Source organism: Streptomyces sp. NBC_01352, assembly GCF_036237295.1.
GTDB classification, from domain to species: Bacteria; Actinomycetota; Actinomycetes; order Streptomycetales; family Streptomycetaceae; genus Streptomyces; species Streptomyces plumbiresistens.
In genome coordinates, this window is the sequence record NZ_CP108354.1 from 6,550,930 (window position 1) to 6,564,665 (window position 13,736).

Sequence of the window (13,736 nt, forward strand, 5' to 3'; positions counted from 1 at the left end):
CATCGAGCAACCCCCGGTCACACACCGGAAAGCGTCACCCGACCCGCGCCAGCACCTCCCCCGTCCGCCCGCTCCACGTCACCACCACCGCCTCCTCGGGCACCGGGTGCCGGCGTGTGAGCAGCAGCCACCGCACCTGGTAGCGGCGGGCGACGGCGGTGCGCTCGGCGCGGGTCGACGTCGGGGCGAGGTAGGCGCGGACGTCCGCGAGCCGCCTCGCCCTTTCCCGTTCGTCGAGGGCCGCGTCCGGCCGGGCGGGCGCGGCGAGGTTCGCGCCGTAGCCCGCGATCGCGTGGCCGGCGTGGTAGCCGTCGGTGATCACGACCTCGCCGGGGCCGATGTGCCGCGCGGCCCATGCGTACGTCGGCCAGCGCGGCGGCTGTGCGAAGCCGACCGGATCCAGTGAGCGCGGGACGACCGCGCCCGCCTGCACGGTGAGGAACCCCACGCAGGCCCCGGCCGCCGCGGCCCCGCCCAGCACCCGCCGCCACACCGGCCAGGGCCGCGGCGCCGCCAGCTCCACCGCGAGCGCCACCTGCGGCGGCACCAGGGTCAGCCCGAGGATCCCGCCGTAGGTGTGGTGCCCGCTGAACCAGCCGTACGCCACGACCAGGCAGTCGAGGACGAACATCAGCACGAGGGGATCGCGCACCGACCGTCGCCCTCGCCGCCACAGCGCCGGCACCCCGAGCAGCGCCAGCCAGAAGTGTCCGCCGAGGTCCTGGTACAGCGTCCGGTGCGTTCCGTCCGCGCTGCCGTCCCCGGCCGGAACGAACACGTCGAAGTACGGCCAGCAGACCGCGACCAGCAGCGCGGTCCCGCCCGTCAGCGCCCACCGCCGCACGACCGCCGGCCGCCATCCGCGCTGCCACCCGGCGACCAGGGCCACGGCCCCCAGCGCCGCCGCCACCCACGTGACCGGGTGCACCAGCAGGATCAGCCCGTACAGCGCGCCGAGCCCCGCGTACCCGCTGAGACCCGGCAGCCCGCTCGGCCCGACGTACCGCACCGCCCGGCCCGCCTCACGGGCCCGTGCCCCCGTCAGCCCCCACGCCCAGAAGGCCAGCCCGATCGCGAACGCCGACGGATGACCGAGGTTCCCCGTCATCGACATCAGCCCGAGGTACCCGCTCCACCAGGCCCGCTCGGTCCCCCACAGCAGCGTCATCGCGGCCAGCGCCAGCACCGGCGCCCACTGTCTCGGCGTCAGCACCCGCACGAAACGGCCGAGGCCGGTCAGCAGCACCAGCAGGTTCAGCGGCCCGGCGAGTTGGAGGACCTGCCACCCGCTCAGTCCCGTCAGCCGTGCGAAGGCGCCCTGTGCCAGCGCGTACGGCGAGTAGTACGGGCTGCCCGCGCCCGGCAGATCGGCCATCGGGTGGCGCGGCTGGAGCAGACTCGCCTTCAGGCGTTCGACGACCGCCGCGTGCTGCCCGGCGTCGCAGCACAGCGGCACCCGCCAGTAGGCCAGCGACATCACCAGCCAGAACAGGAACCCGACGACCTGGTACGGAGTGGGACGCAGGACTCGGCCGCCACGCAGCGCCGTCGCACCGCGCACGGACCGCCGGGCAAGAACACCGACGCCGCTCATCGCACGGGAAGGGGGACGGGAAGCGGGGGGAGGGGCTGAGGCATTGGCCGTATGTTCCCCGCAGCCACGCCGAGGGCGACGGCCCGGCCGTACCTCACCCCATCGTGTGAGCCCGTTCGGCGCGCTCCTGCGCGGGCAGAGTCACCCGCTCCCGTGCGACACGCTCCAGCAGCAGCGGCACCCCGACCACCGGCAACAGCCACGCCAGCACGATCAGCCGATCGCCCCAGATGGTGATGTCCGGGTGCGCGGCCTGCGTGAGGATCCCCGTGCAGCCCGCAGCCACCAGGAACCCTCCGAACGCCCGCCGTCGCCCCTGCAGCGCACCCCACGCACCCACGGCCAGGGCCGCCGCGAACAGCGGCTGCCACAGCTGCCGACGCAGCCACTCCGTCCAGAAGTTGGCCTGGAGGTGCAGGAACTCCGGCCACGGGCGGGTCCGGTCGGGCCGGGTGAAGTGGTCGGCGAGCAGATCCTGGACGCTCTCGGACGCGGACGGGTAGTGCAGCACCTTCGCCAGCAGCAAGCCCCCGACCACGGCGGAACCCCCCACGGCCGCCAGAGCCATCACGTCACGCCCCACGGCCTGCCCCCGCCCCCGCCGCAGTACGGCGATCACCGCTCCCGCCCCCGCCAGGCACAGCCCCAGAAACAGCGCCTGCGAGTGCTTCACCGTGAACAGTCCGGCCAGCGACCCGCCCACCAGCACCAGACCGGCCCGGGCCCGATGCCCGTGCAGCACCAGCGCGCACCCCCACACCGCCGCCAGCGTCAGCGCCAGCAGCAGGCCCTCCGTCATGGGCCGCATGGCGGTCGTGCCGCACGGCAGGACGTAGTACAGCGCCTGGCCGGTCAGCGCGAGCGGCACCGGCACGGACAGGGTGCGCAGGATGAGGAACGCCAGGATTCCGCCCGCGACCGCGATGACGACACTCGCCGCCCACACCCCCCACGTCACGCCGAGCACGGTGACGAACGGCAGCAGGAACACCGGGTACCCGGGTCGCGCCTCGAAGATCCGCATGAACCGCGCCGAACTGAACGGCACGGTATGCCCGCCCCTCTGCCCCGCCCGCAGCCGCGCGTCCACCTCCCGCCAGGCCGTGGCCCGGCACTCCGTCACGACCCGCCGGCGGGGGTCCGGCGCGTGGAAGCGCACCACGTCGACCTTCTGTCTGCGGTACGCCGCCGACGCCCGGCCCGCGCAGGCGTAGTCGAGGGTGGCGGCCGCCGCCTCCCGCTTGCTGTCGCCGCCGAGGCTCAGGGCGTACGACAGGTAGTTCCTGGTGTCGGGGGTGTCCCGGCCGGTGACGTTCGCGAGCTGGAGCACGGCGAACACCGCGGCGAGCACCAGCACCCAGGTGCGCGGCCTCATGAGCGACTACGTCCGGCCGGGCCGGCCCGCCGGCCGCCAGGTGGAGGGCCGGGTCGGGGTCGGCCGGGAGGGGCTGGACGGCATGCGAACTCCCTGGAGTGGCACCGGCATTCAGACGCGGTCGGCGACGGCCGGGGAACCGACGGCCGGGGAACCGACGGGCTGCGGACCGACGACAGGCGAACCGACGGCCGGGGAACCGACGGGCTGCGGACCGACGACAGGCGAACCGACGGCCGGCGAACCGACGGGCTGCGGACCGACGACAGGCGAACCGACGGCCGGCGAACCGACGGGCTGCGGACCGACGACAGGCGAACCGACGGCCGGGGAACCGACGGGCTGCGGACCGACGACAGGCGAACCGACGGCCGGGGAACCGACGGGCTGCGGACCGACGACCGGCGAACCGACGGCCGGGGAACCGACGGCCGGGGAACCGACGGGCTGTGAACCGACGGCCGGCGAATCAACGGCCGGTGAACCGACGACCGGCGGACCGGCGAGCCGTGAACCGCCACCCAGCGACCCGCCGTCCCGCGACCCGCCGTCCAGCGACCCGCCGTCCCGCGGACCGGCCGGCTGCGGCACGCCCGCCAGTGGAAAGCGGCCGAGGGCCGCCGCCGCGGACGGCACCGTGTGGCGCTCGGCGAGCGGCACGACCGGCGGGAGGTCCGTCTCGCCCAGCACCACATGGCGTACGACCCGCTCGGCGGCGCGCCCGTCGTCGTACGGGCAGAACCGCTCGCGGAACGCGGAGCGCAGCTGGGCGGAGCGCGAGCCGCGCCAGTGGCCGGTGGCGAAGATGTCGATCAGCTCGTCCTCACTGCGCGCGACCGCGCCCGGCGGGAAGGAGCGCAGGTCGAAGTAGGTGCCACGGGCCGCCTCGTACGCCTCCCGGTCGTCGGCGAGGAGCACGATCGGGCGGTCGAGGTTGGCGTAGTCGAACATGATCGAGGAATAGTCGGTGACCAGGGCGTCCGAGGCGAGGCACAGCTGCTCGACGCTCGGGTGGTCGGTGACGTCGATGACCCGGTCCGATCCGGCGGTGAGGGGCTCGCCGTAGGCGTGGTGGGCGCGGGCCAGGACGACGTAGCGGGGGCCGAGGGCGCGCAGGAGCCGTTCCAGGTCGAGGGGCTGGTGCTGGCTGCGGCGGTGGTCGCGGTGGGTGGGCGCGTACAGGATCGCGACCGTGCCCTCGGGGACGCCGAGGGTCTCGCGCAGCCGGGACACGTCCGCCGAGGTCGCCTGCTGGAAGACGTCGTTGCGGGGCTGGCCGTACTCGAGCGTGCGGTAGCGGCCGGGGAAGACGCGCTCCCAGGTCAGGGTGGAGTGGCGGTTGGCGGACAGGACGTGGTCCCAGGTGTCGACGCCCCGCAGGAGCTCGGCGAAGTCCGTGTCGCGGGCGGCCGCCGGGCGCTCCTGGAGGTCCAGGCCCATGTGCTTGAGCGGGGTGCCGTGCTGCGTCTGGAGCAGGATCTGGCCGGGACGCCTGACCAGGCGGCGGTCGAAGTCGACGTTACTGACCAGGTACTTGGAGCGGGCCAGCGCCGTCCAGTAGGCGACCGTGCCGGGCCGGACGCGGCGGGTGGCGACCGGGATCGTGTGGTGGTGCTCGCGGCGCGCGACCCATGTCGTGCGGATGTGCGGGGCGTGGGTGCGGAACGCGGTCTCCAGGGCGCCCGGGTTGCAGCCGTGGCCGCGGCCGCCGTACGCGGCGAAGAGGGCGCGGTCGGCGCGCAGCGGGAGGCGGCGCTGGACGCGGTAGTGGAGCCGGAGGGCCGCGGTGCCCATGGACTTCAGCAGGCGGGTCAGGGACTTGACCGTGCGGCGGCGCAGGGCCGACGCCCGTTGCAGGGTGTGGAACGTGCGGCGCAGGCCCAGCTGGACGAGGGTGTGCCGCAGCCGGGAGCGCAGCGGGACCGGGTGGCCGGGGGTGTGGTGACGGCGGCAGAGGGCGCGTGCCTGGCGCAGGAAGTCGGCCCGCGCATCGCGCGGCAGCCGCTCGCGGTGGGCGAAGACGGTCGTCAGGTGGTTGACCATGCGGCGGAACAACACCGGCCGCCAGCACGCCAGTTCGGGGCGCTGCTCGATGTACGTGAAGACCCGGTCGTACTGCTCGAAGAGGTCGAAGTGGCGGCGGCTGGTGGTGCGGGTGATGCTGCCCCGGCGGCGCTGCCGGTAGTGGACGCAGACCCGGTCGAGGGTGGCGATCGACTCGGCGGCCATGAGCGCCGGGTACGTCCACGGGACGTCCTCGTAGTAGCCGGTCGGGAAGGTGAGCCCCTCACGCTCGACGAACTCCCGGCGGTACGTCTTGTTCCACACCACCGTCAGAAGCTTGAGCAGGCCCGGGCGGTCCTCCAGGACGAAGGACGCCGGGCCGCGTTCGGTGAGCTGGATCGCCGCCTGGTTGCGGACGGTACGGCCCGACCAGTCGGTGCGCGCGTAGTCGTGGACCAGGATGTCCGGCTCGCCGGTCTCCTTCAGGCGGTCGGCGATCGCGCGCAGCGCGTGCGGGGTGAGGGTGTCGTCGCCGTCCAGGAAGAGCAGGTAGTCGCCGGTCGCCGTGCGCAGACCGGCGTTGCGGGCGGGCCCGAGGCCCTCGTTGCGGGGCAGGTGTACGGGGCGTACGCGCGGGTCGCGGGCCGCGGCTTCGTCGATGATCGCGCCGCAGGCGTCCGGCGAGCCGTCGTCGACCACGATCAGTTCCAGATCCGGATTCGACTGGGAGAGCACCGAATCCAGGCATTCGTTGAGGTACGCCTGAACCTTGTACGCGGGGACGATGACACTGAACCTGGGCAAGGGGGACATCCAAGGGTCGTCGCGGGCGTTCTGCCCGGGAACGGCCGAGGGCGTGTTCTGGTTACGAAGCGTTACGGCATTCGGGGGACCGTGGACGGACAAAGGGGGCGGACCGGTGTGGTCCACCCCCTCAAGTGGGTGTTCCTGGCGGCTACTTGACCGCGCCCGCCATCACGCCGGACACGAACTGTCGCTGGAACAGGAAGAACACGGCGAGTGGGATCACCATGGAGATGAACGCGCCGGGCGCCAGGACGTCGATGTTGTTGCCGAACTGGCGTACCTGCGTCTGCAGCGCGACCGTGATCGGCTGGCTGCCGGAGTCGGAGAACACCAGCGCGATCAGCATGTCGTTCCACACCCACAGGAACTGGAAGATGGCCAGGCTCGCGATCGCCGGCGCGCCCAGTGGCATCACGACCCGCACGAACAGGCGCAGTTCACCCGCCCCGTCGAGCCGGGCCGCCTCCAGCAGTTCCCGGGGGATCTCCGCGAAGAAGTTCCGCAGCAGGAACACCGCGAAGGGCAGACCGAAGCCCGTGTGGAAGAGGACCACGCCGAAGATCGAGCCGAACAGGCCGAGCTTGCCGAAGAGTTCGGCGATCGGGATCAGCGCCACCTGAACGGGCACGACCAACAGGCCGACCACGCCCAGGAACCACCAGTCGCGGCCCGGGAACTCCATCCATGCGAACGCGTAGCCCGCGAGCGCGCCGATGACGACGACCAGGGCCGTCGCCGGGACCGTGATCAGCACCGTGTTGACGAGCGAGTTGGTGATGTCGCTGTTCTGCAGGAGCTTTTCGTAGCTCTCGAAGGTGAGTTGGGACGGCTCGGCGAAGACGTTCCACCAGCCGCTGGCGGTCATCTCCTCCGGCGGGCGCAGCGAGGAGATCAACAGCCCGATCGTCGGCACCAGCCAGAACAGGCCGACGATGATGAGGAACACGCGCATCAGACCGCCGCCGACGCCCTCCGCGAGGCGTGCGCCGAGGGACCGTTTGGCCTTCACGCTCTCGACCGGCTCCGTTTTGCCGACCCTGTCCGCATGTATGGTCATCGCCGCACCTCCCGCCTGAGCCTGCGGATGTTGAACCACATCACCGGGATGACGAGGAGGAGCAGGAACACCGAGATGGCGCTGGCGATGCCCGGCTGGTCCTCGGAGAAGCCCTTGCGGTACAGCTCCAGCGCGAGGACGTTCGCGTCGTCCTGCGAGGAGCCCGGCGCGATGATGAAGACCAGGTCGAAGATCTTCAGCACGTTGATCATCAGGGTGACGGCGACGACCGCGAGGACGGGCGCGAGCAGCGGCACCGTGACCCTGCGGAACACCTGCCACTCGTTGGCCCCGTCCACCCGGGCCGCCTCCAGCAGTTCACGGGGCATCCCGGCCAGCCCGGCCGCGATCAGCACCATCGCGAAACCCGCCCACATCCAGATGTACGACCCGATGATCGCGGGCGTGACCAGAGACGGGCCGAGCCAGTCCAGGCCGGCGTACGGCTCCTTGAAGTTGCTCGCCGGGAGCCGGAGCTGGGCCCCGTCGGCCTTCTCGGACAGGGTGAACGTGCCGTCGTCGGCGGCCTTCGTGGACTCCACCACCTTGCCGTCCTTGACCGCCTCGATCTTCATGCCGGGGTAGCCGACCTCGGACGCGTCCGGCGCGCCGAGCGTGCCCACGCCCTTGCCGCGGGTGAAGTCCTGCCAGGTCGTGCCGGTGATCTTCCCCGGCTCGGCCTGCGGCGGTACGGCCCGCTCCGCGTCACCGGGCATCTGCTCGGGGGCGACGCCGACGAGGGGCAGGGTGACGGTGTCGCCGGTGCTGACCGTCGCCTTGGTGATGAAACTCCCCCCTTGGGCCACGAGCGGCGAATCGCGGCCCGGGTGCGCCTTCGGGAACGCGGACGCCTCCGCGAACGTGTCGTGGACACCCACCCACACCGCGTTCGCCACGCCCTTGTCCGGGTCCTGGTCGTAGACCAGCCGGAAGATGATGCCCGCCGCCAGCATCGAGATCGCCATCGGCATGAAGACGACGAGCTTGAACGCCGTGCCCCAGCTCACCCGTTCCGTCAGCACCGCGAAGATCAGACCGAGCGCGGTGGCGATCGTGGGGGCGAACACCACCCAGATGACGTTGTTCTTCAGGGCGGTGCGGATGCCTTCGTCGGTGAAGAGGGCCTCGTAGTTGTCGAATCCGGCGAAGCCGTTGCCGGACTGGTCGTAGAAGCTGCGGACGAGCGAGTACCCGATCGGGTAGACCACGAGCGCGCCCAGCAGCACGAGAGCGGGCAGCAGGAACAGCGCAGCCACGCTCTTGCGGGTGCCGGTCACGCTCTTGCGCGACTTGGGAGCGGCAGGGGGCGGAGCGCCCCCTGCCGCATTGGCAGATGCCATCGCGTCAGCCGCCGTAGGCCGCCGCCGCGTCGGCCTCCAGTTTCTGCTGGGTGCCGGCGATGTCCTTCGGGTTCTTCAGGAAGTCCTGCAGCGCCTTCCACTCGCCCTTGCCGGGCGTGCCGCCGAAGGCCTGCGGGGCCTGGTCGGACATGTCGAAGCGGAAGTCGTCACCGGCCGCGATCAGCGCCTTGGCCATCCTCTGCTGCACCGCGTTCGGATACGCCGAGTCCGCCACGTTCTTGTTCGGCGAGAGGTAGCCGCCGAGCTTCGCCTGGACGGTCGCCGCGTCCGGGGACGCGAGGAAGGTGGCCAGCGCCTGCGCCGCCTCGGAGTCCTTCAGGATCACCGCCGCGTCACCGCCGGAGACCACCGGCGCGGTGTCACCCACGGCCGGGAACGGGAACACCTTCGCGTCCGTGCCGACCTTCGCACCGGCCTGGACGATGTTGACCTGCGAGAAGTCGCCCTCGTAGACCATGCCCGCCTTGGGCTGGTCGCCGCCGGTGAAGACCTGCGTCACCGAGGCCGGGAAGTCCGTCTGCAGTGCGCCGGTCGCGCCGCCCGCGACATAGTCCTTCTTGCCCCAGACCTGCGCCAGCGTGGTCAGCGCGTCCTTCACGGACGGGTCCGTCCACTTGATCTCGTGCTTGGCGAGCTGGTCGTACTTCTCCGGGCCCGCCTGGGAGAGATAGACGTTCTCGAACCAGTCGGTCAGGGTCCAGCCGTCCGCGCCACCGACCGAGAACGGTGTGACGCCGGAGTCGTAGACCGTCTGCGCGGTGGTGAGGAGCTCGTCCCAGGTCTTGGGCTCGGTGGCCCCCGCGTTCTCGAAGACCTGGGCGTTGTACCAGATCAGCGACTTGTTGGCGGCCTTGTAGTAGACGCCGTACTGCTTGCCGTCGACCTTGCCGATGTCCTGCCAGCCCTGGGAGTAGTTCTCCTGCAGTTCCTTCAGGGCCTCGGCGCCGAGGGGCTTGGCCCACTTCTTGTCCACGGCCTGCTTGATGGCGCCCGGCTGCGGGAGCATCGCGATGTCCGGCGGCTGGCCGCCCGCGATCTTCGAACCGAGGAAGTTGACGATCGGGTCCTGCGCGGGCACGAAGGTCACCTTCGCGCCCGTCCGCTTCTCGAACTCCGCGAGAACCTTCTTGAAGTTCGCCTGCTCGGTGCCGGTCCAGACCGCGGCGACCTCCAGGCTCTTGCCGTCCAGCTTGGGGAGGGTGACGGTGGTGCCGGTCTCCGTGGCGGTCGCCTGGCTGCCGCCACCGCTGTTGTTGTCGTCATCGCCGCCGCACGCCGTCAGCGAGAGCGCGAGGGCTCCCGCCAGGAGAGCGGCCGCGGTGTGTACGGCCCTGTTTTTCCCATATGTACTGCTCGTGCTGCGCATCACTGCCCCGTTCTTCGTGCCTCGTCGAACGTTCGAGCGCTGTCCCGTGCGATCTGGTCTACGCCCGGGGGGTTGGGGGCGGCAAGAGCGCGTCGCGTGTCAAGCCGGGGATCGTGACCCCCTCGTGACCAGGTACGGGCGGGTGGTGGCTCGCGTCCGCTGGGGGCCGGCGCCCCCAGATCCCCGCTATCGGCGTGAACGGCCTCGTCCTCAAGCGCCGGACGGGCAGAATTTGTGCGGGACCGTGCAGGCCGGCGCTGCCGAACCGGCGCTACAGGAGTGACGGCACCTCGGTCGCCGCGACCTCGCGCGCCGCCCGCTCCAGCGCGCTGGCCAGCAGGGCCAGGTCCGTCGGGCCGTTGCCCAGCTCGCGCACCGGGCGTCGGGTCGGGGGATCGCCCATCCGCTCCCATTCCAGGGGCAGGACAGTCGGCCGCAAGGTCGCCGTACGCGGGATCCGTCCCGTCACCCGGCCCCCCTGGAACGGCGTGACCCGCCCGTCCGCCCAGGCCAGGCGGCCGCGGCCGGGGGCCGGTTCGTCGGGGCCGAAGGCCGGGGTGTCCAGCGTGACGCGGAGGGTGGCCAGCCGTGCCGGGTCCGACTGGGCCGTACGGCCGCCGACGCCGGACGCGGCCACCAGGTGAACGCCGAGGCGCTCGCCCTCGCGGGCCACGGCCTCCAGCGCGCGTATCACCGAACCCGCCGCGGGTCTGCCCGGCGAGCCCAGCGCGGGGCAGACCAGAGCGTCCAGGTCGTCCACGATCACGACGAGGCGGGGCAGCGGCGGCGCCGCCTCCGCCTGCCGTCGGGCGGCCGCCGGGCGCAGCCGGATGGTGGAGCTGGACGGGGTGTCCAGGTCTCCGGTGTGTTCCGCGGTGCCGCCGGACACGCCGCGGGCCGGGGGCGTGCGCTGGGCGACTATGCGGCCCGACACCTCGCGCCCGGTGTGCCACTCGGTGAAGTCGGACCGCCCGAGCAGCTCCGCGCGCCGCTTCAGCTCGGCGCTCAGGGACTGGGCGAACTCCCGCATCCGCACGGGGTCGTTGGCGGTGAGGTGGGTGGTGACATGCGGTACGTCCGTACAGACGCGCAGGCCCTCGCCGTGTCCGCCGCCGTCCGTGCCCACGCTGTCCCGGCCGTCGATCAGCACCACGCTCAGCCGGTCGGGACGCTCGGCGGCGGCCAGCGAGGCGACGATCGCCCGCAGCAGTTCCGTACGGCCGCTGCCCGCCGGTCCCTCGATCAACAGGTGCGGGCCGTCCAGCGCGAGGTCCGCGCAGACCGGGCCGCGCGGTCCGGCGCCGAGCACGGCCCAGGCCCGCCCGCCGAGCGACTCCGTGTCGTCGGCCGCGTCCGCCCAGCGGGCCATCAGCGACGCCGGGGTGGCCCGGGCCAGCCCCAGCTCGTCCAGCAGCCTGGCCGCCTGGGGCAGCGGCGCCGACACGCGCGCGTGCCGCTCACCGGCGATGCCCTCCGCCCGCAACGGCGCCAGCGCCCGCGCGAACCGCTCGGCCCAGGCGAGCGAGACGGCGTCCACGGCGGCGACGGTGCCGTGGCCCACCGGGCCGACGGGGGTGGTGGGGGTGCTCGGGGAGGTGGGCGTGGCGCGCGTGGCGGGCGTCGCTGAACCGTCCGTACCCGCACCCGCCCGTGCCACCCGCATCAGCCGCAGTGCCGTCGCCACGTCGCCGCTGAGCAGCGCCACGGCACCGCACTCACGGAAAGCGGGTGCCGCCGCGCAGGCCGCCTCGTACGTCTCCGTCACCGGCGACGCGGGCGACGCGGGTGCCGTCTCGGCGAGGCACACCACATGGATGCCGGCCCGCGGGCCGTCCAGCGCCAGCCGCGCCACCGCCTCGCGCACGGCGGCGCCCCCGGGATCGCCGTCCACGACGACCACCGTGTACGGGCCGGGGAAACCGCTCCTTTCCCCGTCGTCCACCGCGTCGTCGTCCCGGGCCCAGGCAGGGCGGTGGTTCGCACCTCGGGGCGGGCGGTCGCCGGGGGCACTCGTGTCCGTGCCGTACGACGGGGCCGTCCGCCGGGCGGCGGGGACCGAGGCATCGGCCAGGTGGTCCTCCAGGCGGCGGAGGAGTTCGTCGGTGCGGGCCGTGGCCTGTTCGCGGTCGTAGGCGAGCAGCAGGCGGCAGTCCTGGCCGTGCCCCGGGCGCAGATGCGGGAGCCAGCCGAGCCAGGACCACTCGGCGGTGCGCTCCGCCGCGGGCCGGGAGCGGTCGGCGCTGATCAGGACGATTTCCAGGGCATCGGGGGAGTGCAGCGCGGCGAGCTGGGCGACGACCGCGCGGGCCAGCCCGGCGAGCCGCTCGCGCGGTCCGGCCAGCCCCAGCGCCCCGGCCTCGCGCAGATCGGCGGTCACCGGAACGACGGGCAGCAGCCCCGAGCCGTCGGGCGCCGCACGGTCCGCCGTGCCGAGCCGCACCGTGAGCGCCTCCGGGTGGCCCGGGCCGCGCTCCCACAGCCGGGGCCCGGGGCCCAGCGCCGTCAGCAGCAGCGCCGCCGGGTCAGGCCAGGCCTCGGGGGCCTGGGACGGCGGGGCCGGAGGTGCCGGCTGCGATGCCGGGGAGGCGGTGCCGCCGGTTTCGTCGTAGGTCGGGTCCCCGGCCGTCTCCTGCTCGCCGCGCCCGCCGGTCAGGCGACGCGCCCACGCCGAGAGCCCGCCGCGTTTGCGCAGGCCGGGCGGTACGTCGGTGCCGCGGAGGGGGGTTCCTTTGCGGCGGCCGGTGTCGGTGTCGTGGGCGGTGGCGGGATCGGTGTCGTCGTCCGCGGCGCCGGGCCTGCTCGCATCGGCCGGGCCTTCGCGCGTCTGCCCCAGGTCTCCGGGCCCGGGGACCGAGGCGCCGCCCGCCGCGGCGACGCCGAACCGCCCGGCGTGGGTCGCGCCGCTGCCGCCTGAGCGGGAACCCGAGCCGGAGCCCGAGCCGGAGCCCGAGCCGTCCCGAGGTACGGCGCTCGTCCGGCCGTACGGCCGAGCCCCGTTGGTCTCGATGTGCGGCGCCCCGCCCTGGCCCGGTACGACGAGGGGTGGTTCGACGGGGGCGTGGCCCTGCGCGTCCGGGGTGCCGGTCGAGGCGCCCCAGCCCGCCGAGCCGTACGCGTGATGCGTCCTGTCGGAGGGACCGGAGGAGCTGGAGGGGCTCGAGGAGCCGGACGGGCTGGGCCCGCCGCCGGGCGCGGGAGCCTGGGGCGGCGCCGCGTCCCCGGTGGGTACCCGCACCTGCCCCTCCCCGTCGGGAGTCGTCCGCACGCGTGCCCCCGGGCCGCCCGCCGGGGCCAGCCGCAGGGCCGACTCGCCGATCCTGAGCAGCGCGCCCGGCGTGAAGCGGACCGGGCGGGTGCCCACGCGCGCGCCGTCCAGCGAGGTGCCGTTCGTGGAGTCGAGGTCGGCGACCGAGACGCGGCCGTCGGGGCCGACCGTCACCGCGCAGTGCAGGCGGGAGACGTCGGGGTCGTCGAGCGGGACGTCGGCGTCGGCGGAGCGGCCGATGTGGATCTGGCCGCCGTGCAGCAGATGGACCCCGCCCGCGTCCGGGCCGGCGATCACGTGGAGCTGGGTCGGCGCGTCGTCCAGCTCGGGGTGGGGCTCCGGTTCGCCGGGGGCGCCCAGGGACAGCACGGCGCCGTCGATCAGCGGGGGCTCGCCCAGGGTGCAGCGCTGGGCGTCGAGCCGCTCCGCACCGGCGTACAGCACGACCGGGCCGCCGCCGGCCTCCCGGCTCCGCTCCGGCGGGGCGCCCGCGTCCGCGGGGACCGCCGAGGCGAGCGCCGACGCCACCGCGGCCAGGGCGGTGCCCGCGGGCGCGGTGACCAGCACGTCACAGCTCGCGGCGCGGCCCTGGGGCCGCTCGGGCGGCCCCAGCGGGTCTACGACGGTCAGCCGGATCTGCATCGCCGTCAGCGGTCCCTTCTGCGCGGGCACCCGGGGACGAGGACGAAGCCGGAACGGCGGTCCCACGCCACGGACTTCCCCCACCACGAGCACGTCGGCCAGTACAGGAGGCATCCTCGCACCTGCCACTGACAACGCGCCCGCCACCCATCATCAAATGATCTTGATTGGTCGGCTCTGCCCGCAAAAGTGCCTGACCAGTGCCCGACTCGTGATCACTTGAGATCGCTCACGCGCGGCTGTGGCAACCAACGGGATCGAGTCG

Annotated in this window: 6 protein-coding genes and 1 pseudogene; all 7 read right to left on the bottom strand. The window is 73.5% G+C overall.

The window, feature by feature from the left end:
• Nucleotides 1-34: 34 nt before the first annotated feature.
• On the bottom strand, nucleotides 35-1,594 hold the full coding sequence (locus tag OG252_RS30520; protein ID WP_329340117.1) for a hypothetical protein: 1,560 nt from the start codon (nucleotides 1,592-1,594) through the stop codon (nucleotides 35-37).
• A 94-nt stretch (nucleotides 1,595-1,688) separates the two neighbouring features.
• Nucleotides 1,689-2,969, bottom strand: coding sequence for a hypothetical protein (locus OG252_RS30525; RefSeq protein ID WP_329340119.1), 1,281 nt, complete (start codon nucleotides 2,967-2,969; stop codon nucleotides 1,689-1,691).
• A gap of 570 nt (nucleotides 2,970-3,539) precedes the next feature.
• A pseudogene (locus OG252_RS30530) lies at nucleotides 3,540-5,777 on the bottom strand (CDP-glycerol glycerophosphotransferase family protein); the annotation flags it as partial.
• A 151-nt stretch (nucleotides 5,778-5,928) separates the two neighbouring features.
• Nucleotides 5,929-6,837, bottom strand: a complete 909-nt coding sequence (locus tag OG252_RS30535; protein WP_266438784.1) for a carbohydrate ABC transporter permease — start codon at nucleotides 6,835-6,837, stop codon at nucleotides 5,929-5,931.
• A complete protein-coding gene (locus OG252_RS30540; protein WP_329340122.1) occupies nucleotides 6,834-8,177 on the bottom strand; it encodes a carbohydrate ABC transporter permease in 1,344 nt (447 codons plus the stop codon). The genes OG252_RS30535 and OG252_RS30540 overlap by 4 nt, the downstream gene beginning before the upstream one ends.
• A 4-nt stretch (nucleotides 8,178-8,181) precedes the next feature.
• Nucleotides 8,182-9,564 (bottom strand): ABC transporter substrate-binding protein, encoded by a 1,383-nt coding sequence (locus OG252_RS30545; RefSeq protein ID WP_266438789.1) that lies wholly within the window; start codon nucleotides 9,562-9,564, stop codon nucleotides 8,182-8,184.
• A gap of 271 nt (nucleotides 9,565-9,835) precedes the next feature.
• Nucleotides 9,836-13,471, bottom strand: coding sequence for an FHA domain-containing protein (locus OG252_RS30550; protein ID WP_329345222.1), 3,636 nt, complete (start codon nucleotides 13,469-13,471; stop codon nucleotides 9,836-9,838).
• Nucleotides 13,472-13,736: the final 265 nt, after the last annotated feature.